The sequence below is a fragment of the Burkholderia sp. L-4 genome (genome assembly GCF_056856535.1).
In genome coordinates, this window is the sequence record NZ_JBXEOX010000002.1 from 2,360,113 (window position 1) to 2,381,227 (window position 21,115).

The 21,115-nt window shown below is 65.8% G+C and carries 23 protein-coding genes and 1 riboswitch; of the genes, 10 read left to right on the forward strand and 13 right to left on the reverse strand.

Annotated elements, in window-relative coordinates:
• The first annotated feature begins 350 nt into the window (after positions 1–350).
• From AC1VVG_RS27530 to AC1VVG_RS27565, 8 genes are all read left to right on the forward strand, one after another.
• Positions 351–872, forward strand: coding sequence for a YbaK/prolyl-tRNA synthetase associated domain-containing protein (locus tag AC1VVG_RS27530; protein WP_049034883.1), 522 nt, complete (start codon positions 351–353; stop codon positions 870–872).
• Entirely contained in the window at positions 869–1,507 is a 639-nt protein-coding gene (locus AC1VVG_RS27535; RefSeq protein ID WP_049034881.1) for a helix-turn-helix transcriptional regulator, read from the forward strand. The genes AC1VVG_RS27530 and AC1VVG_RS27535 overlap by 4 nt, the downstream gene beginning before the upstream one ends.
• Positions 1,508–1,557: 50 nt before the next feature.
• Positions 1,558–2,532 (forward strand): threo-3-hydroxy-L-aspartate ammonia-lyase, encoded by a 975-nt coding sequence (locus AC1VVG_RS27540; RefSeq protein WP_482836865.1) that lies wholly within the window; start codon positions 1,558–1,560, stop codon positions 2,530–2,532.
• A 116-nt stretch (positions 2,533–2,648) separates the two neighbouring features.
• A complete protein-coding gene (locus AC1VVG_RS27545) occupies positions 2,649–2,897 on the forward strand; it encodes a hypothetical protein (protein ID WP_034191309.1) in 249 nt (82 codons plus the stop codon).
• A 416-nt stretch (positions 2,898–3,313) separates the two neighbouring features.
• A riboswitch (cobalamin riboswitch) is annotated at positions 3,314–3,506 on the forward strand.
• A gap of 215 nt (positions 3,507–3,721) precedes the next feature.
• Positions 3,722–5,650, forward strand: coding sequence for a TonB-dependent receptor domain-containing protein (locus AC1VVG_RS27550; RefSeq protein WP_226252185.1), 1,929 nt, complete (start codon positions 3,722–3,724; stop codon positions 5,648–5,650).
• 130 nt (positions 5,651–5,780) lie between these two features.
• Positions 5,781–6,353 (forward strand): TetR/AcrR family transcriptional regulator, encoded by a 573-nt coding sequence (locus AC1VVG_RS27555; protein WP_069704728.1) that lies wholly within the window; start codon positions 5,781–5,783, stop codon positions 6,351–6,353.
• A gap of 22 nt (positions 6,354–6,375) precedes the next feature.
• Positions 6,376–7,371: an alpha/beta hydrolase gene (locus AC1VVG_RS27560; protein WP_482836867.1), complete on the forward strand. Its 996-nt coding sequence runs from the start codon at positions 6,376–6,378 to the stop codon at positions 7,369–7,371.
• Between the two features lie 7 nt (positions 7,372–7,378).
• Complete coding sequence (locus AC1VVG_RS27565; RefSeq protein ID WP_482836869.1) at positions 7,379–7,786, forward strand: DUF6331 family protein; 408 nt, start codon at positions 7,379–7,381, stop codon at positions 7,784–7,786.
• On the opposite strand, the gene AC1VVG_RS27570 is transcribed toward AC1VVG_RS27565, so the two are convergent.
• Positions 7,783–8,415 carry a LysE family translocator gene (locus AC1VVG_RS27570; RefSeq protein ID WP_034191304.1) on the reverse strand — a complete coding sequence of 211 codons (633 nt, stop codon included), beginning with the start codon at positions 8,413–8,415 and terminating at the stop codon, positions 7,783–7,785. The genes AC1VVG_RS27565 and AC1VVG_RS27570 overlap by 4 nt on opposite strands.
• A gap of 114 nt (positions 8,416–8,529) precedes the next feature.
• Between AC1VVG_RS27570 and AC1VVG_RS27575 the strand changes: the two genes are divergently transcribed.
• Complete coding sequence (locus AC1VVG_RS27575; protein WP_034191303.1) at positions 8,530–8,991, forward strand: Lrp/AsnC family transcriptional regulator; 462 nt, start codon at positions 8,530–8,532, stop codon at positions 8,989–8,991.
• Between the two features lie 120 nt (positions 8,992–9,111).
• Here the strand turns inward: AC1VVG_RS27575 and AC1VVG_RS27580 are convergent, their stop codons facing one another.
• Positions 9,112–9,918: a collagen-like triple helix repeat-containing protein gene (locus AC1VVG_RS27580; protein ID WP_059556579.1), complete on the reverse strand. Its 807-nt coding sequence runs from the start codon at positions 9,916–9,918 to the stop codon at positions 9,112–9,114.
• A gap of 22 nt (positions 9,919–9,940) precedes the next feature.
• Here AC1VVG_RS27580 and AC1VVG_RS27585 point away from each other — a divergent pair, with 22 nt between their 5' ends.
• Positions 9,941–10,660: a hypothetical protein gene (locus tag AC1VVG_RS27585; protein WP_482836870.1), complete on the forward strand. Its 720-nt coding sequence runs from the start codon at positions 9,941–9,943 to the stop codon at positions 10,658–10,660.
• 90 nt (positions 10,661–10,750) lie between these two features.
• On the opposite strand, the gene AC1VVG_RS27590 is transcribed toward AC1VVG_RS27585, so the two are convergent.
• The 11 genes from AC1VVG_RS27590 to AC1VVG_RS27640 all read right to left on the reverse strand — a co-directional run bounded on the left by AC1VVG_RS27590 (position 10,751) and on the right by AC1VVG_RS27640 (position 20,756).
• Positions 10,751–11,098, reverse strand: coding sequence for a copper-binding protein (locus tag AC1VVG_RS27590; RefSeq protein ID WP_124669953.1), 348 nt, complete (start codon positions 11,096–11,098; stop codon positions 10,751–10,753).
• 85 nt (positions 11,099–11,183) lie between these two features.
• Positions 11,184–11,975, reverse strand: coding sequence for a DUF2182 domain-containing protein (locus AC1VVG_RS27595; RefSeq protein WP_034191299.1), 792 nt, complete (start codon positions 11,973–11,975; stop codon positions 11,184–11,186).
• Positions 11,972–12,616: a DUF1326 domain-containing protein gene (locus AC1VVG_RS27600; protein WP_049036321.1), complete on the reverse strand. Its 645-nt coding sequence runs from the start codon at positions 12,614–12,616 to the stop codon at positions 11,972–11,974. Before AC1VVG_RS27600 ends, AC1VVG_RS27595 begins: the two co-directional genes overlap by 4 nt.
• A gap of 167 nt (positions 12,617–12,783) precedes the next feature.
• Entirely contained in the window at positions 12,784–13,083 is a 300-nt protein-coding gene (locus AC1VVG_RS27605; protein ID WP_034191297.1) for a hypothetical protein, read from the reverse strand.
• Positions 13,084–13,299: 216 nt separating this feature from the next.
• On the reverse strand, positions 13,300–13,548 hold the full coding sequence (locus AC1VVG_RS27610; RefSeq protein WP_049036319.1) for a hypothetical protein: 249 nt from the start codon (positions 13,546–13,548) through the stop codon (positions 13,300–13,302).
• Between the two features lie 425 nt (positions 13,549–13,973).
• A complete protein-coding gene (locus tag AC1VVG_RS27615) occupies positions 13,974–15,443 on the reverse strand; it encodes an efflux transporter outer membrane subunit (RefSeq protein WP_482836872.1) in 1,470 nt (489 codons plus the stop codon).
• Between the two features lie 6 nt (positions 15,444–15,449).
• Entirely contained in the window at positions 15,450–16,580 is a 1,131-nt protein-coding gene (locus AC1VVG_RS27620; RefSeq protein ID WP_059556583.1) for an ABC transporter permease, read from the reverse strand.
• A 2-nt stretch (positions 16,581–16,582) separates the two neighbouring features.
• Positions 16,583–17,497 (reverse strand): ABC transporter ATP-binding protein, encoded by a 915-nt coding sequence (locus AC1VVG_RS27625; protein ID WP_226227475.1) that lies wholly within the window; start codon positions 17,495–17,497, stop codon positions 16,583–16,585.
• An 8-nt stretch (positions 17,498–17,505) separates the two neighbouring features.
• Positions 17,506–18,630, reverse strand: a complete 1,125-nt coding sequence (locus AC1VVG_RS27630) for an HlyD family secretion protein (RefSeq protein ID WP_482836874.1) — start codon at positions 18,628–18,630, stop codon at positions 17,506–17,508.
• Positions 18,631–19,260: 630 nt separating this feature from the next.
• Entirely contained in the window at positions 19,261–19,512 is a 252-nt protein-coding gene (locus AC1VVG_RS27635; RefSeq protein WP_059556586.1) for a hypothetical protein, read from the reverse strand.
• The gene (locus tag AC1VVG_RS27640) at positions 19,509–20,756 is read right to left on the reverse strand and encodes an alkaline phosphatase family protein (protein WP_124669950.1); all 1,248 of its coding nucleotides are present in this window, start codon (positions 20,754–20,756) and stop codon (positions 19,509–19,511) included. Before AC1VVG_RS27640 ends, AC1VVG_RS27635 begins: the two co-directional genes overlap by 4 nt.
• Between the last annotated feature and the right edge of the window lie 359 nt (positions 20,757–21,115).

The following is a 21,115-nucleotide window of genomic DNA, read 5'->3' on the forward strand; positions in this document are numbered from 1 at the left end:
CGTGTGACGAAGCGAACTGCATGGACTCAATATTAATCCTGTCCGGCGCGCTTTCGGCCAACTCTTATATAAGACATAAGATATAAATTTTCGTTGTTTTTCAATGAGATAGCAGATCGATTTTGCGATGCAAAACAAGTTTTCAAGCGGCGGAAAGGCGACGCGACGGGAACTCCGCGGAGATTTCGCAATACGAAACGGCCTTTCGCAGTTGGAGAAAGACCCCGCACGGGCGCACCCGCTGTTGCCCTATCTCATGACAAAACGTCTATACTTGGACAATCCATCGATAGCGAGCGGCACGCTCGCTCCCCGCGCGCGGCGATGCGGGCCTTCCCGCCCGGAGCGACATGAACGACTCTCCCGTTTTCGACACGCTGTGCGATCTGCTGAATACGTCCGGTGCACGTTTCCGCGTGCTCGAACATCCGGCGGAAGGTAAATCCGACGTGATCGCCGCGATCCGCGGCACGCGCCCCGAACAGGGGGCGAAGGCCATGCTCTGCACGTTCAAGGACGGCGGCGACGCGACCGCGCTCGCCGTGATCCCGGGCCACCTGAAGATCGACTTCCGCAAGGTTGCCGAGGCAGTTGGCCGCCGCAAGGCGACGCTCGCGTCGCCCGATGTCGCGGCCGCCGTCACGCGCTGCGTGATGGGCGCCGTGCCGCCGTTCGTATTCGACGCGAACGTCACGCTCGTCGTCGATCCCGCGCTGGTCGAACGCAACGCGGAGATCGCCTTCAACGCGGGCCGCCTCGACCGCTCGGTCGTGCTCGACTCGGCCGACTACGTGCGGATCGCCCGGCCGCTGCTGGCCGACATCACGCGGCCGGAAACGGCCGACGCCCCGTCGCCCCGGGAAAACGCATGAGCACGCGCCGCACGCCACCGTCGTCCGAACAGGCGTCGCTGATCGAACAGGTGCAGCGCATCGCCGAAGGGCTCGGCGAGATGTTCGCGCCGTTCACCGAGGTCGTCGTACACGATCTGCGCACGCCGGAACACGCGATCCTCGCGATCCACAACAACCTGTCCGGGCGCGCGGTCGGCGATCCGGCGACCGAACTCGGCCTCGCCCGCATCGCCGACGACGATTTCCCGCAGGTGCTCGCGAACTACCCGAACCGCTTCGCGGACGGCCGCACCGCGAAAAGCACGTCGATCGGCATCAAGGATTCGACCGGGCGCTACGTGGCCGCGCTGTGCCTGAATGCGGACGTCACGCTGTTCCGCGGCTTCCAGGGCATGCTGAACCAGTTTTGCCGCACGGACGGCGAGGCCGTCGTCGACACGCTCGATCCGGCCGGGGCGGACGCGATCCGGCAGCGCATCGACGCGTTCGCGACGCGCCTCGCGACGACGCCGCGCGAGTTGAAGACCGACCAGCGCCGCGAGCTGCTGCAGACGCTGAAGGCCGACGGCTTCCTCGAGGTGCGCCGCGCGATGGAGATCGTGTCGCAGCATCTCGGCGTCTCGCGCGCGACCGTCTACAACGACGCGAAGTGACGCGGGGCCCTGCTTTCCAGTTGACTGACCTTTCCGACTCTCGAGCAACCATGAACTCTCCGACCCTCCCCACGTACGACGACGTCGCCGCGGCCGCGGCCCGGCTCGAAGGCCATGCGCACCGCACGCAGGTGATGACGTCGCGAACGATCGACGAAGCGCTCGGCGCGCAGGTGTTCTTCAAGTGCGAGAACCTGCAGCGCATGGGCGCCTTCAAGTTCCGCGGCGCGTTCAATGCGTTGTCGCGTTTCAACGCCGAACAGCGCCGCCACGGCGTCGTCGCGTTCTCGTCCGGCAACCATGCCCAGGCGATCGCGCTGTCGGCGCGCATCCTCGGTATTCCCGCGACGATCGTGATGCCGCAGGATGCGCCGGCCGCGAAGATGGCCGCGACGCGTGGCTACGGTGGCAACGTCGTGACCTACGATCGCTACACCGAGGACCGCGAGCAGATCGGGCGCGATCTTGCCGAACGGCACGGACTCACGCTGGTGCCGCCCTACGACCATCCGGACGTGATCGCCGGCCAGGGCACGGCCGCCAAGGAACTGTTCGACGAAGTCGGCCCGCTCGACGCGGTGTTCGCGCCGCTCGGCGGCGGAGGGCTGCTGTCGGGCACCGCGCTGTCGACCCGCGCGCTGTCGCCGCACGCGAAGTTGTACGGTGTGGAACCCGAAGCCGGCAACGACGGCCAGCAATCGTTCCGGTCCGGCGCGATCGTGCGGATCGACACGCCGCGCACGATCGCCGACGGCGCGCAGACGCAATACCTCGGCAACCTGACGTTCCCGATCCTCCGCCGCGACGTCGACGACATCCTGACCGCGACCGACGCGGAGCTGATCGACTGCATGCGCTTCTTCGCCACCCGTATGAAGATTGTCGTCGAGCCGACCGGCTGCCTGGCGTTCGCCGCCGTGCGACGGATGAAGGACGCGCTGCAGGGCAAGCGCGTGGGCGTCGTGATCAGCGGCGGCAACGTCGATCTCGAGAACTTCTGCGCACTGGTGTCGACGCCGGCCTAAGCGTCGCGGCGCACATGAACATCCTGTCATCCGTGCGCCATGGCACCTTCACGACGCGTTAAGTTTCGCGCCCTAGACTGATGACGTTGCCCGCAGTCAGTCGTGAAGGAGCCACCATGAACACGCACGCGATCGTCGCCGCCGCCCTGGCGGTCGCCTCCCTTCCGGCGTTCGCCCAACCGGGCGCGACGTCATCCGGTTTCCCCGCCGCATCGCCGCACGACGTCGTCGCGCAGGCGATGCACCGCTCGCCCGGCGCGTTGCCGCACGCCGGCTTCGTGCTCGCGAAGATCGATCAGAACAATACGCCGCCCGATCGGGGCGGCGACCCGGGCGGCCGCGCGCACGCCGGCACGCACATGTAACGGCGCGCGCCGGGCGCCGCTGCCGCGCCCGGCCCCGCCGGCAATCAGAACGCCGGCAGCGACGGGTCGCGTGCGGCGAGGATGTCGTCGGTGCGGGCTGTTCCGCGATCTGCAGCTGTTCGGCTGGCCGATCGTGCAACCGCGGCGACCGACCGGCATGCGGCTCGGCGATCCGCGCCGCGACGACGCTGTGCCGCTGCCCGGGCTGCTCAACGCGCCGGCTGACGTCGACCGGACAACCTACGGTTTCGCGTTCGATACGACGCGGCTCGCATGCCGCTTGCCCCTCCCGATTCATCAGACGAGAAACGCGACACCAACACACAAGCGAAAGGATTCGGAAAGCGCTTGCCGGAGAATGACGTTTTTTCGCACCCTCGCGCGGCGCGGCAATTGACGTGCGGGAGCGCACGCCATTACCCTTGCGCGCTGATGGTTCCCAGCGATGGGATCAAAAGGGAACGCAGGACGGGCAACGACTCGAATCTGCGGCTGCCCCCGCAACTGTGAGCGGCGAATCCGTGCCACTGCGCGCCACTGGGAAACCGGGAAGGTCCGCACGGATGACGACCCGCGAGCCAGGAGACCTGCCATCGACCCGAGGTCCAGCAGCCGCACCGGGCGGGGTGTCCCGATGCGCAAGCGCCGCCGTTGGCGGTCGCCCGTTGCATGGACGACCCGACCTCAGGATCCGTCAGATGTCCTTCGTTCCCGAATCCGCTTCCCTGCCGCAAGCGTCGCGCCGACACGCCGTCGGCATGCGCAACCTGGTCGCCCTTCGCTCGCGACCGCCCTACGCGCCACACGCTTTCTCTCGCTGTCTGATGAACCTTCGTTACCTGCTCGCCACATCCGCCGCCACCGCGCTGCTCACCCCGCTCGCCCACGCCGCCGGCGATACCGCGCTCCAGCCGCCCGCCCAGCCCGCGGAAGGCGCCGATCTGCCGACGATCAGCGTGACCGACACGCGGCACCTGCCCGAATCGTTCGACCGGCGCTATGCGTCGACGCAGGTGCTTACGCGAGAAGATCTCGACCGGCTGTCGTCGACCGACCCGAGCATCACGCAGGCGCTCGCGACGCTGCCGGGCGTGACCGTCTCGCAGAGCGGCGGCCCCGGCTCGTCCGCGTCGGTCAGCATCCGCGGCTCGTCGGCCAGCCAGGTCGCCGTGTTCATCGACGGGATCCGGATCGGCTCGCCGACCACCGGCATCGCGCCGTGGGCCGACCTGCCGGCCGACGCGTTCGAACGCGTGGAAGTGATTTCGGGCCCGGCCGCCGCATCGTTCGGCAGCAACGCGATGGGCGGCGTCGTGCAGCTCTTCACGCGCCGCGCCGCCAACCGGCCGAACCAGACCACCGTGTCGTTCGGCGGCGGATCGAACAAGACGTTCGACACGCAGTTCCGCACGTCGGGCACCCTGCCGTCGACAGGGCCGCTGGCCGCGCTCGGCGGTGTCACCTACTCGCTGGGGCTGCACGACTACAACACGGCCGGCATCGATGCGACGCGGCCCTTCTTCTACGGTCACGAAGCCGGCCGCAATCCGTATCACGCGCAGGATCTCGATGCGCGGCTCGGCTATGCGCGCGACAACTGGTCGATCTCGACGTTCGCGCTGTATCACCGCTCCGACCTGTCCTACGACAACAGCGGCTATGCGAATCGCGAGCTCGATCACCAGCTGACGACCGGCATCGCATTTCATCTCGACATCACGCCCGATACGCAGTTCGACCAGTCGTTCGGTTATGCGAACGACCGCCAGTTCATCTACGCGGACAATCCGGCCCTCGCAACCGACCAGATCAATTCGCAGCGCATCAGCACGTCGACGTCGCTGACCCATCAGGCGCACGGGTTCCGCCTGTTCGGCCTGCCGCTGTCGGGCGAAACGAAGCTCGCCTACGATTTCACGCGCGAACAGGCATTCCTGCCGATCGACGCGCCCGGCGGCATACCGACGCGCAACGACTCGGCGTTTTCGCTGCATCAGTCGGCCACGCTCGGCAGCGTGACGCTGTTCCTCGCGGGGCGTCGCGAGATCATCGCCGGGCAAGGCGTGAACACCGGCAACGCCGCGCTGTCGTGGGCGATCACGCCGGTCTACACCGCGCGCGTGTCGTACGGCAACGCATTCCGCCTGCCGAGTTTCAACGACCTGTACTACCCCGGCTACGGCAATCCGAACCTCAGCCCGGAACGCAGCACGTCGGTCGAGGCCGCGCTCGACGCGAACACGTCGTACGGCACGTTCTCGGCGGCGGTCTACGACACGCACGTCAACAACCTGATCGCGTACAACCCGGCAACGTTCTCGCCGATGAACATCGGCCGTTCGCACATTCGCGGCATCGACCTGTCGTACAAGGGGACGATCGGCCGCTCGACGCCGGTGAGTCTGGCCGTCGGCCTCCTGAATCCGCAGGACGAGACCAACCAGACCTGGCTCAACCGCCGGCCGCGCCAGACGGTCAGCCTCAGCGTCGACCACACGTGGGACGAACTGAAGCTCCACGCGCTGAGCACGGGCGCATCGCTGCTCTACGGCGGCACGACGTTCGACGATCCGGCCAACACGACGTATCTGCCGTCGTACCTGACGGTGAGCCTGCGCGCGTCGTACCGGATCAATTCGCACCTGACGGTGTCGGCGTCGCTGTCGAACCTGTTCGACCGGCAATACATGACCGCGTACGGCTACAACACGCTCGGCCGCACGGCGTTCGGCAAGGTCACCTACACGTTCTGACGACCGGTCGCGCCGGCGCCTGCGTCGCGGGCGCCGGGGCGGATCGGCATGGCCGGCACCGTACGGGAAATTGACTTCGCGGCAAAAACTAATAGAATTAGTTTTTTGACTAATTCACATAGCATTCGTCATGGCGCGTGCCGGCATTACCGTAGACAGACTCGTCGAAGCCGGCGCGCGGCTCGCCGACGAAACCGGCTTCGAGCCGCTCACCGGCGCGGCGCTCGCGCGGCATTTCGGCGTCAAGCTGGCCAGCCTGTATTCCCATGTCCCGAGTTTCGACGATCTCAAGAGCCGGATCGCGCTGTTCGCGCTGCAGGAGCTGGCCGATCGCGCCGCCGATGCGCTGGCCGGCCGCACCGGCAAGGATGCGCTGACCGCGCTCGCGAACGTCTATCGCGACTATGCGCGCGCACACCCCGGTCGCTTTGCGGCTGCGCGCCATCCGGTGAGCCCCGAGCGCGCCGCCGAAAGCGCGGGCGGGCGGCTCGTCAGGATGACCTCGGCCGTGCTGCGCAGCTACGACCTGCCGGAAGCCGAGCAGGCCCATGCGATCCGCCTGCTCGGCGGCTTCTTCATGGGCTACGTGACGCTCGAAGGCGCCGGCGGTTTCTCGCACGGCACACCGGATTCCGACGCATCGTGGTCGCGCAGCCTCGATGCGCTCGACGTGATGCTGCGCCACTGGCCTTCGGCCGCATGACGGGCCTGATGGAATTCAAGCGATGAACGACAAACCCGATGGCGTCGTGCTGCCGAGCCGCGTCGTGCCCTTCCCCACCTCGATCAGCGACGAAGCGCGAGCCGCGTTGCAACGCCTGGTCGGCGACGACGGCGTGCCGCTGAATGCGCTGCACGTGATGCCCGCGCCGGACGATGTCGACGCGTGGATGCGCGTGAAGGCGGCCGCCGACGCGCATTACACAGCCGCGGTCGGGCAACTGGCCGGCCATCTGCGTTCGAGCGTCGAGACGATCCGGGCCGGCGATGTGGACCTCCACGTCGCGACGCCCGAAGCGGCCGCTTCCGACGAATGCGCGTACATCGACCTGCATGGCGGCGCGCTGATCGTCGGCGGCGGCGCCGCATGCCGCGCCGGCGCGCAGATGCATGCCGACCGCCTGGGCGTTCGCTGCTACGGCGTCGATTACCGCATGCCGCCCGAGCATCCGTATCCGGCCGCGCTCGACGATTGCATCGCGGCCTATGCGTTCGTGCTGGCGCGCCACGCGCCGGAAAACATCGTCATCGGCGGCCGCTCGGCCGGCGGCAATCTCGCGGCCGCGATGGTGCTGCGTGCCCGCGACGAAGGCTTGCCGCTACCAGCCGCGCTCGTCCTGCTGTCGCCGGAAGCCGATCTGACCGAATCCGGCGACAGCTTCGAGACCAACCGGCTCGTCGACGTCGTGCTGCCGGCGTCGCTGATGCCGAACAACCTGCTCTACGCCAACGGCGCCGATCTCGCGCATCCGTATCTGTCGCCGCTGTTCGGCGATTTCTCGGCCGGCTTCCCGCCGACGTTCATCCAGAGCGGTACGCGCGACCTGTTCCTGTCGAACGCGGTTCGCCTGCACCGCGCGTTGCGGCGCGCGCAAGTGCCGACCGAACTGCATGTGTTCGAAGGCATGCCGCACGGCGGGTTCATGGGCGCGCCGGAGGATATCGAACTCACCCGGGAGATCGCACGCTTCATGCATGCCCGTTTCCGGGCCTTGAATTGAGCCGGCGATGAACGGAAAACCGCACAAGGACGACATCAGCATCGGCAAGGATCGCTGGATCGAAGTCGGCGATCTGGCGGGCGGCCAGGGGCGCGCGGTCGAAATCGACCCGCATCTGACCGCGGTCATGCCGTTGCTCGATGCGCTGGAGACGAACTGCGTCGCCGGATGCTGCGGCATCGACGCGTTCGGTTTCTGGCCGGACGAAATCGCCACGGCGCTCGACCGGTGGCCGCCCGATGCGCCGGCACGCCTCATCGACGATCTGCCGTCGGTCCAGCGTGCGATCGATGCATTGCCGGCCGATGTCGTCGTCAGCACGCGCATGAACCAGTACTTTCGGAAAACGGTGATGCTCGAACTGCTCGCCCATATCCGGACGACGATCGACGCCATCCGGTCGAACGACGCCTAGATCATCGCGCGCGCGCCTGCGACCAGTTGGACCGCGCCGAATACCGCGATGACGGCCGCCGATACGCGCGACAGCCCGTGCATGAACGCGAGCGACAGCTTCGTGCGCAGCGCGGCGGTCGCGCTGCTCAGGCACAGCCACCACGCGGCGGAGCCGACGAACACACCGGCGACCATCCACGCCACGGCAGGCCCGACCGAGCTGCCGGGCGTGCCCGACAGCGGGCCGAGCGCCGCGAAAATCCCGACGAACGACAGGATCGTCATCGGGTTCGACAGCGTGAGGCCGAACGTCGTCAGGAAATCCCGCAGCACGGTCGTACGCGGCAGGTCGCGCTGCAGCGCCGCCTCGGCCGGCGGCTGACGCAAGATGGTCCACGCGAGCCAGACGAGAAATGCGCCGCCGCCGATTTTCAGGCCGACGGTCAGCATCGGGAACGCGGTAACGATGCCTGCGATGCCCAGCGCGCCGAGCAGGCCGTAGATCGCATCGGCGCACGCGGCGCCGATGCCCGTCGCGAACCCCGCCCGAAAACCCCGGCTCAGGCTGCGCTGAATGCACAGCATGCCGATCGGGCCGACCGGCACCGCGATCGACAGCCCCATCACGACGGACTTGATGAACAGCATCGCCTGCTCCTTGTGGCATCCACGGGTTGAACAGGCATCGTAGGGAAAGTCCGGTCACCGCTGAATGCGGTTTTTAAGGAAAAATGGCGGCTCTACCTTAAAAACTCCGCCGCAATGGACGATCTGGACTGGAAGGTACTGTCGCTGCTGCAGGCCAACGGCCGCATCAGCTATACGGAACTGGCGCGCCAGGTACACCTGTCGGTGCCGGCGGTGACAGAGCGCGTGAAGCGCCTCGAATCGGCCGGCGTCATCGAGGGTTATACGGCGCGGATCAATCCGGCCGCGGCCGGCTATCCGGTGAGCGCGCTGATCGGCATCACGGTGCCGCAGCCGGCGAAAGCGAAGTTCCTCAAGCTGCTGGAGACGATTCCCGAAGTCGTCGAGTGCCATCACGTGACGGGCGCGGATTCGTATGTGATGCGGCTCGTCGCGATCGGCATGACCCATCTCGAACAATTGATCGAACGCATCAACCTGTACGGCGAAACGCGCACGTCGATCATGATGTCGACGCCGCTGCCGGCGCGCGGGCTCGCACGACCGCCATCGAAGCTCGGCGACACGCGCGGATGATGCGTCGATCAGGGCCAGACGACCGGCCGCGCGTCGAACGCCATCGACCGGTCACGCGTGGCGCCAGCCGGCCTGTCAATGACAGGCCGGCTGTCCGCCACCGCGATCGACGCAGACCGGCTACTTGCCGGCCAGGCCGCCGAGCAGGCCTCCGACCAGCGACGTCACCGGCGCAAGCGGATTGGCGAGACCACCCGCCGGTGTGCCGGTCGCGGGACCATCGTGCACGGTCGCCGGGATGCCGCCGACCACGCTCGTCACCAGCCCGGAGATCGGCACCGCGCCGTTCGCGCCGCCCGGATTCACGAGGCCGCCCACGTTGGTAACCGTGTTGCCGACCGCCCGGACAAGGGTGCCGACGCCGCCGACGAGCGGCTGAGGCGACGCGGCGCTCACCTTCCATCCGGCCGACGTGACCGCCGCGCCGACCTGCCCGAGCAGGCCGGCCACCGGCTGCCCGAGGCCGGTGGCGGTGCCGACCTGCTGCGTGAGCTGGCCCGCCGTCGTCACGAGCGGCGTGATCGCCGTGCTGATCGCCTGCGTCGCCTGCTGGACCGGGCCCGACGACAACGCCGCGCCGAGCGTCGTGCCGCCCGTTCTCAAACCGCTGGACACCGTGTCGAGCAGCCCGCTGATCGGTGTCGTAAGCGGTGAAAGCGGCGAGAGCGGGCCGGTACCGAGCGCCTTGACGGTTTCGCTGAGGCCGCTGACGGGGTTGCTGGTCGACGCGACGATGTTGCCGAGGCCAGCGACCGTCGTGCCGACCGGGTTCGGTACGATGCCGATCTGGCCGAGACCGGCACTCACGACGTTCGACGTCTGGCTGATGATCGTGCCGACACCGGTCACCGTGTCGGCAGGCCCGACGGTGACGCCCCTGCTGACGCCGGGGAGGGTCACGCCGGCAAGCGTGGTGCCCGCGTCCATCACGATCCCGCCGACGGAGCTGATGATGCCGTTCGTGCCTGGCGCGCCGCTCGTGCCGCTACTGCTCGTGCCGCTACTGCTTGTGCCGCTACTGCTTGTGCCGCTGCTGCTTGTGCCGCTGCTGCTCGTACCACTGCTGCTCGTACCACTGCTGCTCGTGCCGCTACTGCTCGTGCCGCTACTGCTTGTGCCACTGCTGCTCGTGCCGCTGCTGCTCGTGCCGCTGCTGCTCGTGCCGCTGCTGCTCGTGCCGCTGCTGCTCGTGCCGCTGCTGCTCGTACCACTGCTGCTTGTACCACTGCTGCTCGTGCCACTGCTGCTCGTGCCACTGCTGCTCGTACCACTGCTGCTCGAACCGCTCGACCCGCTGGTACCACCGCTGCTCGAACCGCTCGACCCACTGGTACCGCTGGTCGTCCCGCTGGTACTCGTCCCGATGGTGTTGCCGGCCAGCGGCGGTGCCGTGATGTCTCCGCCACCACACGCAGCCAGCGTGCATGCCGCGGCAATGGCGGCGAACGCGACATTCGCCTTGATGAATGGATGTTGCATGGAAGCCCCCGTCTGCTATTCAGCGCGATCCTTCCATCAAGCATCTACCGTGCCATTTCCGTCGGCCCCGTTCACAGTCTTTCGATCGGGACGCGATGACCTGCCGGCGGCGCGTTCGGGTACGGCGCATCGCTTCGGCGCCGGCTCGACCTTGCCGATCCGCACCTGCGTCCCGGCAACGCGGACGTAACATCGGCCTTGCGTTACGTAGCATGAATGGCGAAAGCATGCCGGGCCGCGCATCGTCGGCCCGCGGCGAACCTGTCCGCACCGCCCGTCGTCACGGACCCTTCACCAGCTTCACGATCGTGAGCACGCCGTCCACGCGCTCGATCCGGACCCTGACCTTGTCGCCGGCGCGCAGCGCCCCGATCGTCACCGCATCGCCGGCCTTGAACGCCATCGTCATCGCCGGCATCCCGACGTTGTCGAGCGCGCCGTGCCGAAGCGTGACCATCCCGCGCCCGGTGTCGACCTTCTTCACCTCGGCATCGGTCAGCGCGGCGTCCGGTGCCGCCATCTTCCTGCCGCCCATGTCCATGCCGGCCATGTCGCCGGCGGCCAATACCGGCATCGCAACGGTTGCCACCGCACACAAGACGGCAGCGGCATGAAAGCGGATCTTCATCGATCGTCTCCCGTTGACATGGCTGCGTTGCCGGTGCGAGCACCATCACGGCCGGTACACGGCCGCTGGCGCCAGCCGCGGACGATCAGACCAGCAACGTCGCGCCGGCCCACACGATCAGCACGACGCCGAGCGCGCGGCCGACACGTTCTCCGCCCGGCAGGATCTTTTCCGCAAACACGAACAGCGACAACGCGGCAATCCACACGACGTTCATCACGCCGCCGACGAACAGCAGCGCCATCAGGAGCCAGCAGCAGCCCACGCAGTACGCCCCATGGCGCGCGCCGAGCAGGAAACTGCCGGCGACGCCCGGACGCCAGTGCGCGACCAGGAACGCGGCCGGCGCGCGGCATTGCCGCAGACACGCGCGCTTGAGCGGCGAGAACTGATAGAGCCCGGCCAGCGCCAGCACGAACGCGGAAAGGGCCGCGCTCTTCGACCACAGCATCATCGCGGAGATCAACCCCGCCGGCTGCAGCAGTGCCTGAAGCCACGCCGCGCCGATCGAAAACGCGAGCCAGGCCGTCAGATAACCGGCCAGCAGCGACACCGACGTGAACGCCGAGCCCGCTTCCCCGTTGCCGCGATGCCGCAACACGCGCCGGTACAGCATCACGAGCGGCGCCGCACCGGGCGTCATCATCGCGATCATCATCACCCACCACATCACGATCACGGTCGGCAGCGACGGCTCCATGCTGCCCGGGTCGTCCGCGAGCCGATGCGGAAAGAGCGCGACCGTCGTCATCTCCAGCGCCGACATGCCGGTACCCGCGCCCGTCCACAGGTAGAACCAGCACACGGCGACGAGCGCGGCCATGCCGAGCAGCGTGATGACGCGCTCGCGCCCGAGCCAGATGCCGAGCGGAGTCATGCCGCGACGCGATGCCGGATCAGTCCGTGATTGTTCAGGTGCAGCCGCGCGAACTGCGCATAGGTGCCGTCGAGATTCAGCGCGAGGTTGCCGTGCGAGCGCCCCGTGCCCGAACCGATCTCGGCCAGTTCGTATTCGAAACCGTGCGGCAGGTCGATTCGCACGCGATGCGCGTCGCCCGTCACCGGATTGCGGATCGGGTCGCCCGCGAGGTCGAACACGCCATCGACGTGAATCCGGCCGCGCCGGGCATCGACATCCACGTCGAAATCGATCTTCGCGAAGATCGGATCGAACGCGTGCTCCAGCGTCGACGCGTACACCGAGAACATCGTCGCGAACGGATCGGTATCCTGACCGGTCATGATCTTCAGCACGGCATCGCGCTGCGCCAGGCTGGCGCGTTCGTCGACGATCGGCTGGCACTTTCCGTGACCTTCGTGGACGGCGCCCGGCCAATGGAACACGACCGCGATCCGGACACCGTCGAGCACCACGTCGCCGTAGTGACCGCTGTCGATCGAAATCGCGCCCATCGCCTCGCAGTTGCCGTTGGTCGGCAGCGCATTGAACTGGCATGGGCAACCGTATGAGCAATTGCAGCTGATCATTTCGGTGCCCTGAATCTCCCACGGCGTCATGGCTCCACCTCGCGCTCTGTGACACATGAACGCTTCGAATCTAGTGCACGCTATCGGGGAAATCAAAGCAGGAATGCCCGCGTTAAATCGGTGTTTCCGCGCCTCATATATGACTTATCGAACCGCGTGCGCATCGGCATTCCGGTCGCTGTCTCCGCCCCGTCGCGTCACACGAGCAACGACGCGACGATCGCACACCACACCGCGCTCGCGCCGCCCAGAAACGCGCGCCGTGCGACGAGCATCCGAGATTCGTCACCGGGGGTCTTCATCGGCGAGGTGGCGAGAAACGGCACGCACGCGAGACAGGCGAAGCCCGCCAGCGCGAGCACCACGACGACATAGTCGCCGAACCGCCAGGGCAGCGGTTCGTGCAATCCCCAGTAACCGAGAAACAGCATGCCCATCGAGAACATCGTCGCGGAGGCCGAGCTGAGCGCGACCACCGATCCCGTCGGAAACTGCATGGGAACCTCCCTTCGCGCAGCGCGCGATGCAACGCTTCTCGCCAGGGATCGCCACGATCGCGCCGGCTATCGACCGGTCACGGATTCATGACCCGCTCGAAAGGACGAAGCGCGCCCCCGCTGCCGCTCGACGAATACGCGTTGTCACGGATTGACAGATTCAGCCAGACAAGCCGACATTTCGTACCGATCCAATCGGGCACGTACGTCACGCCGCTACTCCGGCTTCTTCGCGACCTGCGCGACGGAAATCCAGCCCACCACCGCCGCGGCGACCCAGCAGCACGTGACCAGCAAGTCGAGATTCATCCAGCCTTCGAAATTCGCACTGTTTTCGAAACTGCAGCGCTGACGGCCCCTGACCCACATGCAGCCGCTGATCAGCTGGTCGATGTGCATGTAGACGCTGTATACCGCAACAGCCGAGGCGATGACGGCGACCCGCAGGCTCATGCTTTTTTTCATTGGTGCTGGACGCGTGTGGTGAACTCCCGTCGATCTTAAGCCAATGGCGATGCGTGACGCAATCGCCCGGGTATCGTCCCGATTGACCGGTACGCGTGAAACAGTGTCGACCGGGTAACCACAACGGGGAACGCTCATGACGAAACAGAACACGATCGCGCTGATCGTCGATCCCGGAAGCGGCGAGCGGATTCGCGACGTCGCCGCGCACGCCCGGCATACGTGGGTCGTCACGAGCGACATCGAGGATTTCGTCGTGCCGATCATGGACGCGCCGATCCCGCCCCGACCGCGATGCGCTGACGCGGGGGGATGGCGTAACGGAGGTTCTTGCCCTGTCTCGCCTCGGCATTGACGCGGGACGGAACCGCCCGGCCTGCATCCCGGCGGTCACCCACTCCGACGCCCGCTCGGCGCACGGGCAGTCAATCCCGACGATACGCATCGCCACCGACGGCGGCAAAGAAGGAAACCGTACTGGCCATCCTGGCCGCACGAACGCGAATCATCTCGAGCCGCGCCAGATCATATGCATACTCGTCGCGCAGCACATGAAGCCGATCCGAACTGCCGTTCTCGAACTGACGCCGGGTCATCTCCAGAACGGTCCGTTGCCGTTGCGCGACCGCTCGACGCGCTTGCAGCGCGATCGCGTCGCGATCGATTTCGATCATCGCATCGGCGACGCTCTGCAACGCGCCCAGCACGACCGTCCGATAGTCCTCGAACGTGGCATCGTAGGCGGCGATCGCCGCATCCCGTGCGGCAGGCAATTCTCCACCGCGAAAAACCGGTGCGCCAAGCTGGGCACCGATATTCCAGATCGTCGCGCCGCCGGCAAACAACTGACCGAGCGCCAGCGGCGACGACCCGATGCTCGCCCCCAGTTCGATCCGCGGGTAAAGATTGGCCGTGGCGATGCCGGCCAGTTCGCCGGCAATATGCAGGCGCGCCTCCGCTGCGAGAATGTCGGGCCGTTGCCGCACGAGCCCCGACGGCACCGTCGACGGCAAGTCTTGCGGCAATTGCAAGTCGTCCAGGCGAAACCGAGGCAGCGACTCGGGCGATGGAACACCGGCATAGGCCGCGAGTTGAAACCGGATTTTCAGCAGTTCCGCATGCAATGCCGCCCGTTCCGCTTCGATTCGATCGACGTCCGAATCGCCATCGATCGTTTCCCGATGCGCGACGCTGCCGATTTCATGCCGTTCGCGCAGCATCTTCCCAACGGCTCGCCGGTTCCGCAACACTGCGTCGTTCACGTCTATTTCGTCACGCAGCCGCCCTTCCCGGACCACCGCAGCGATGATATTGCTGACCAGTGTCAAGCGCGCGGCGTCGGCCTGATGCCTTCTCAGCGCTGCTTCATACCGTTTCGCCTCGACCCGATGGCGCTGTGCGCCGAAGAAATCGAAATCGTATCGAACGCTCACGTTCGTGTTGTACAGCATGAACGGGGACGGGTTGGGAATCATCGGCAGACCGGCGGCCGCAGTATTCAACTGCTCCCTTTTGGCTGACGCGCCGACGTCGACCTGCGGATAGCGACTGGCACCCTGTTGTCCCGCAAGATACTTCGTCGCCTCGATCAACCGCGACTCCGCGCTCCGTATCGACGGACTGTCCCGCATCGCCTGCTCGACGAGCGCATCCAGCGCCGACGAACCAAAGTGCCGCCACCAGCGCGGGTCGCGTTCGACAGGCATGCCGGCCTCGTCGCGATCGGTCGAGCGGACGCTCATCCCCATGAAGGTGGCCGGCAATGCCAGGTCGCTCGTGGATCGGGGGACAAACGCAGGATGGCTGCACCCCTGCCCCGCGACGATGACGACCGCGATCGACAGAACCGCAATCGCGCGGCAGGCACGGCGGCGTGGATAGGTTCGTTGTGCCATCGTCGTTCAATCGAGCGTGGTGCGGTACGCGAGCAGGCCGACCGTCATTGCAACCAGAGCGAACACGACCATCGTCGCGGCATCGGGCCATATTTCGTTCCATCCGCTCCCCTTCAGGAGAACACCGCGAATGGCCCGGTTGAAATAGGTCAGCGGCAATCCGTTGCCGAGCAGCCGCGCCCAGCCTGGCATGCCGGCAAACGGAAACATGAATCCGGAGAGCAGGACGCTCGGCAGGAAATAGAAGAACGTCATCTGCATCGCCTGCAACTGGCTCCGCGCGACCGACGATATGGCGATGCCGACCATCAGGTTCGCGACGATCAGCAACGATGCGAGGCAGTAGACCGTTACAGGATTGCCCTCAAACGGCACGCTGAACACGAACCGGGCCGCCAGCAGGATGATCGTGCACTGCAGGAGCCCGATCAGGATGTACGGCACGATTTTTCCGCAGATCACCTCGATCGAGGTTGCCGGCGACGCGAGGATGTTCTCGATCGTTCCGCGTTCACGTTCGCGCGTAATCGCGAGGCTCGTCATCATGACCATCGTCATCGACAGGATGACGCCCATCAATCCGGGGATGATGTTGTACTGCGTAATGCCGGCGGGATTGTAGATCCGGTGCACCCGGGCCGAGAATGCTTGCGGAGGCGCGGTTCTCACCAAGGCTCCGATCAAATCCTTGTTCAACACCGTCTGCGTCATCGTATTGAGAGCGGCGATCGCATTTCCCGTTGCGGCGGGATCGGTCGCATCCGCCTCGACCAGAATTTCCGGATGCTCGTTGCGCACCAGCCGTCGCGAGAAGTCGTGCGGCACGCTGACCACGAACTGCACGATGCCCTTTTGCAGCGCGTCACGGGCCGCGCGTTCGGAAAACAGGCCGCCCTGGACGTCGAAATACCCCGTGTTGCGCATGCCGGCGACGAGCGATCGCGAAAATTCGCTTGTGTCGTCGGCGAGCACGATCGTCGGCAGATGCCTGGGATCACTGTTGATCGCAAAACCGAACAGCGCCAGCTGCACGATCGGCAACACGGCGATCATCCCGAGCGTCACGCGATCGCGGCGGATCTGCAAGAACTCCTTCGTCACCATGCTCCACCAGCGGGAAATCGAGATGCGGATCATGATCAGCCGGACTCCCCGGATGTGCCCTTCATCAAATGCAGGAAGACGTGCTCGATATTCGTCTCGATTCTGCGAATCTCGACACCCGCGCCGCAAACTGCTGCGAGACTCGCTCCAAGCACGGCCTCGTCACGTCCCGATACGTGCAGTGCACGACCGAATGCAATCACCTGCTCGACGCCCGGCCGGCCCTTGAGCCGGTCGTTCAGCCGGACGAGGTCGCCACCGGACACCGACCAGGTGTGGAGCGCATGCCGTCGCACGAGATCACCGGCCTCGCCGTGGGCCAGCAGCGTGCCGTACGAGATGTAGGCCAGCTTGTGGCAACGTTCGGCCTCGTCCATATAGTGCGTGCTGACAAGCACGGAAATACCGCGGGCTGCCAGACGGTGCAATTCCTCCCAGAACACCCGGCGCACGCCCGGGTCGACGCCAGCCGTCGGTTCGTCGAGCAGCAGCAGCTCGGGCGACTGCAACAGCGCAGCGGCAAGCGCCACCCGTTGCTTCCAGCCGCCCGACAATGAGCCGGTCAGCTGGTTCGAGCGCGACTCCAGGCCCATCTCGGCGAGGATCCGCGCGACGCGTTCCTTTCGCGCGTCGATCTCATACAGTCGCGCGACGAAATCGAGGTTCTCCCGCACCGTCAAGTCTTCCCAGTACGAAAAACGCTGTGTCATGTAGCCGACTCGGCGCTTGATCTCCCGGCATTCCTTCAGGATGTCGAATCCAAGGCAGGTCCCGCTGCCTGAATCCGGTGTCAGCAGTCCGCACATCATGCGCAACGAGGTCGTCTTGCCGCTGCCGTTCGGTCCGAGAAAGCCGAATATCTCGCCCCGACCAACCTGCAGGCTCAGGTTTTTGACGACGTGCCGTGTGCCGAAATGCTTGTTCAGATCGCGCACATCGATCAGCGGCATCGCATGACTCATCGCGTCACCTCGATCGGCAGGCCGGGGTGCAGGCCACGCGCGGCAACGGTATCGGGCCGCGCTTCGACGAGAAACACCAGCTTCGAGCGTGCGTCGTTGCTGTAGATGACGGGCGGCGTATATTCTGCGTCCGACGCGATATGACTGATCGTCGCCGTGTAGCCGCGGTCGCAACCGTCGCATGCGATCCGCACGACACGACCGACGCGGAAATTGGCCAGGGCGGCCTCGGGCACGAAGAAGCGAACCTTCGTATTGAGATCGACCAGGATCTTCACCACCGGGGTGCCGGCGACGACCCACTCGCCCGGCGTGAAGAACGTATCGACGACGACGCCCTTGCCGGGAGCCTGCACCGACAGTTGCCGCAATTGCGTCTGCAGCCGTTCGTATTCGGCCTGCTGCGCGTCGGCGCTCTGTCGTTGCGATTGCAGTTGACCGTCGCGTGCCGGCAGGCGCGCCGTCTTCAGTTGACTGGCGAGTTCGCTGACTCGTGCTTTGTCCACCCGGGCCGCCGCACGTTCGCGTTCGAGCTGATCGAGCGAGATTGCCTGTATCGCGTAGTCGGCTTCCGCGCGGGCGAGCCGTTGCGCGGAAAGCGCGGCGTTCGCCCGGGTCTGTTCGAGCTGTGCGTTCACCGTATCGATTTCCGATGAACGCTTGCCCTGCTCCAGGTCGCCGAGCACGTCCAGCGACGATTGCCACTGGTGATACTGACGCTTGATTGCCTGTTCCAGGTCCGGCGCACCGATTTCGAAAACGACCGTGCCCGCTTCGACACGATCGCCGCGTGTCGCGCGCAAAGTCTTCAGATTTCCCGAATACGGTGCCGACAGATAGGAAAACTGCCCTTCGACATAACCGTGATACGTTTCCGGCGACTTTGTACAGCCCGCGGCGACGAAGCTCGCGCAAACGAAGCCGTACCCGGCCCACCTGGGCATGAGCGTGATGCGTTCCATAGGGAAGAAGCCGAATATGGCGTGGTTGTATGCGACGACCGTCAGACGGTCGGCAAGCGACGGTCCGACTGGCATCGGCCGCCGATCCGCTTCGTATACGCGTCGAGAAACTCGGCGGCCGCCGCACGCCGGATTTCGGTCACGTATTGCGTACAGCAATGGTCTCCGTCGGCGAACAACGTCAGCTTGACGAAATACCGACAACAGCGTCTTTCGACATTAACTTTTAATACGGAGAGCGCTCCACACGAATTTAGTCAAATTATTTTCACGAAAGAATCGATACGGCGATGAATTCTATTTTTTTGCCATCCGATTCGTCAACGCCAAATTCATCGCTTTAATTTTTAATTTTGATATTGGATCGTTATTTTTCAATTCGAAACAAACAAAATGCTAGTACCAGTACTAAGCAGGAATGCAAATACCGGAAATGCCCCGATACGCTGCATGAGCAGCGCCAACCAATATTGTGGCTAAGGGAAATCCGCATTGCCGACCGCGACACCACTGTGCCAAGAGGGGGAAAATCCGCCCATTCGACGGATGTCCTTGGCACGGGTAGTGGCCGGGCGGAGGACAAGGCCGCAACACGTCAAGCAGACAATGGCAACGTGACACGACCCAACGGTTACCGCCAGTACGCTGTCAGCCGGTCGGCGCAGGCTCGCCGAACCAACATGTGGCGGGGAAAAGTGTCGTGCCCGATTCGGGCCGTTCGAACTGGCCGCACTCATCGAGCGCCGCAGCGTGACCCTTCTGCCTCTCCGTACGTCCCGCTTCCCCCGCTCAACGATGCTTCCCGCCATGCTTGCGCGCCCGATGCTCGGCACGCTTGTGCAGCAGCACCGGCATCAGTTCCTCGATGTACCGCCGCGCCTGCCCGCGCGTGACGATCTCGCTGAAGCGTTGATGCGCCTGCTCCTGTCCGACGAGCGCCGCATGCGCTTTCCTCAGGATGTGCAGATACGCGATCAGGCTCGTGCCGTCGCGCACGGGCAGCGCATCGCGCGGGTCCGGAGTCGGGGTGGTGGTACTCATGTTCCGATCCTTTGCGGACAATCCGTCCGGCACGTAGGCGTCACGAGCGCCAGCAGGTCGTTGGCGAGGCGGTCGCGATCGGTCAGCGGCGCGAGGCCGAACAGCCGCTCGAGCGTCGCGGCGACCGATGCATGGTCATACGGCGTGTGATCGACGTGCCCGGCCGCGACCCACGGCGAAATCACGATCGCCGGCACGCGCACGCCGTACACGTCGAAGCCGAAGCCGCTCGCGTTCAGCGTCGCGGGCGCGCCGTCGTTCGGCGGCGGCGCGGCGCCCGGCCCGACAGAATCGTAAAAGCCGCCATGCTCGTCGTAGACGATCACGAACAGGCTGCTGTTCCACACCGGCGAATTGCGGATCGCGTTGTACACGCGCGCGGCGAGCCGGTCGCCGCCGGCGAGACCGTCCATCGGATGCTGCGAGCTGCCGTTCTGATAGGTACCGTGCACGATGTCGCCGTAACCGGGCTCGATGAACGTATAGCGCGCCGTGTAGCCGGCCGCGAGATCGGCGTCGAAATGCGCGAGATCGTCGATGTCGAAGAAGCTGATGCCCTTCAACGACGCGACCTGCGGCACGTGGCCGAGCGGGTCGCCCGTCTGGTCCTGGTAGATGCGCCAGTTGTCGTCGCCGAGCGCGCCGAAGATCGAACCCTTCGGATACGGAAAACCGTCGAACCCGTCCCATCCCAGCATTTCCTGCTTGGTCGGCGAATGGTCGAGCCCGGCCGACGACGCGCCATGCAGGAAGAAGCGGTTCGGCCAGGTCGGCCCCGGCATCGATGCATGCCACGCATCACACAGCACGAACGCGTTCGCGAGCGCGTAAAGCGACGGCGCCTGCGTCGCGACGTCGACACCCTGCATGATCTTGCCCGCATCGACCGGCCGCGGCGGCGTGCCTTCGGAATGCGACGTCGCGTAGTTCGACACGAAACCCGAATTGGTGATGGACGGATAGGCCTGCCCTTTCACGAACGGTACGCCCGCGCCGCACAGCTGTTCGAGCACGTCGGTGAATTCGTGGCACGGATCGGTCGGCATCCGGTCGGGCGCGCCGCCGCCGAACGGATAGACCGCGCCGCCGTACGCGTTGCTGTTGCCCGGCGACGCGGCGACGATGCCGGCAATGCCCGACAGTGCAAACAGGTGATCGAAGGAACGGTTCTCGAGCATCAGCACGAACACGTGCCGGATGCGGTCCTGAACGGACGGGGATGCGGGGGCTGCGTCTGCACTCATGGCGCCTCCTGGCGTCGCGCGACGAATGTCCGGCTGGCACGATCGTCGGCCCGCTGAAAGCCACCGAAGGAATGGCAAGCCACGCGCGCGGGCCGCGAATTGCCGACGAGTGTACGGCCCCGCCGCCCCGGGCGTAAAGCATCGTGCGCACCGCGTCGCGGCATGGACGGCCCCCGGCCGCATAGGCGAGCCCGACGATATCGGTCAGTGATCGCGTCGCTGCCGTCGGACGACAACCGCCGGGCCGATGCGCAGCGCATCGAGGTGTCGGGCGGAAAGGCACGTCGGGCGTTGACTTTCGCCGATCGGCCCGATACGATCGATGCACTTTCAAGACGCCCTCCCGGTCCGCCGGGAGG

Bases quoted from the DNA above. Each gene is read 5' to 3' on its own strand.
- AC1VVG_RS27565 (WP_482836869.1), top strand. From the start codon at position 7,379: ATGAACGGAAAACCGCACAAGGACGACATCAGCATCGGCAAGGATCGC.
- AC1VVG_RS27580 (WP_059556579.1), bottom strand. From the start codon at position 9,918: ATGGACGCGGGCACCACGCTTGCCGGCGTGACCCTCCCCGGCGTCAGC.
- AC1VVG_RS27605 (WP_034191297.1), bottom strand. From the start codon at position 13,083: ATGCAGTTTCCGACGGGATCGGTGGTCGCGCTCAGCTCGGCCTCCGCG.
- AC1VVG_RS27610 (WP_049036319.1), bottom strand. From the start codon at position 13,548: ATGAAAAAAAGCATGAGCCTGCGGGTCGCCGTCATCGCCTCGGCTGTT.
- AC1VVG_RS27620 (WP_059556583.1), bottom strand. From the start codon at position 16,580: ATGATCCGCATCTCGATTTCCCGCTGGTGGAGCATGGTGACGAAGGAG.
- AC1VVG_RS27625 (WP_226227475.1), bottom strand. From the start codon at position 17,497: ATGCCGCTGATCGATGTGCGCGATCTGAACAAGCATTTCGGCACACGG.
- AC1VVG_RS27530 (WP_049034883.1), top strand. From the start codon at position 351: ATGAACGACTCTCCCGTTTTCGACACGCTGTGCGATCTGCTGAATACG.
- AC1VVG_RS27595 (WP_034191299.1), bottom strand. From the start codon at position 11,975: ATGACTCCGCTCGGCATCTGGCTCGGGCGCGAGCGCGTCATCACGCTG.
- AC1VVG_RS27640 (WP_124669950.1), bottom strand. From the start codon at position 20,756: ATGAGTGCAGACGCAGCCCCCGCATCCCCGTCCGTTCAGGACCGCATC.
- AC1VVG_RS27555 (WP_069704728.1), top strand. From the start codon at position 5,781: ATGGCGCGTGCCGGCATTACCGTAGACAGACTCGTCGAAGCCGGCGCG.
- AC1VVG_RS27600 (WP_049036321.1), bottom strand. From the start codon at position 12,616: ATGACGCCGTGGGAGATTCAGGGCACCGAAATGATCAGCTGCAATTGC.
- AC1VVG_RS27635 (WP_059556586.1), bottom strand. From the start codon at position 19,512: ATGAGTACCACCACCCCGACTCCGGACCCGCGCGATGCGCTGCCCGTG.
- AC1VVG_RS27535 (WP_049034881.1), top strand. From the start codon at position 869: ATGAGCACGCGCCGCACGCCACCGTCGTCCGAACAGGCGTCGCTGATC.
- AC1VVG_RS27550 (WP_226252185.1), top strand. From the start codon at position 3,722: ATGAACCTTCGTTACCTGCTCGCCACATCCGCCGCCACCGCGCTGCTC.
- AC1VVG_RS27545 (WP_034191309.1), top strand. From the start codon at position 2,649: ATGAACACGCACGCGATCGTCGCCGCCGCCCTGGCGGTCGCCTCCCTT.
- AC1VVG_RS27540 (WP_482836865.1), top strand. From the start codon at position 1,558: ATGAACTCTCCGACCCTCCCCACGTACGACGACGTCGCCGCGGCCGCG.
- AC1VVG_RS27570 (WP_034191304.1), bottom strand. From the start codon at position 8,415: ATGCTGTTCATCAAGTCCGTCGTGATGGGGCTGTCGATCGCGGTGCCG.
- AC1VVG_RS27615 (WP_482836872.1), bottom strand. From the start codon at position 15,443: ATGGCACAACGAACCTATCCACGCCGCCGTGCCTGCCGCGCGATTGCG.
- AC1VVG_RS27590 (WP_124669953.1), bottom strand. From the start codon at position 11,098: ATGAAGATCCGCTTTCATGCCGCTGCCGTCTTGTGTGCGGTGGCAACC.
- AC1VVG_RS27585 (WP_482836870.1), top strand. From the start codon at position 9,941: ATGATGCCGTTCGTGCCTGGCGCGCCGCTCGTGCCGCTACTGCTCGTG.
- AC1VVG_RS27560 (WP_482836867.1), top strand. From the start codon at position 6,376: ATGAACGACAAACCCGATGGCGTCGTGCTGCCGAGCCGCGTCGTGCCC.
- AC1VVG_RS27575 (WP_034191303.1), top strand. From the start codon at position 8,530: ATGGACGATCTGGACTGGAAGGTACTGTCGCTGCTGCAGGCCAACGGC.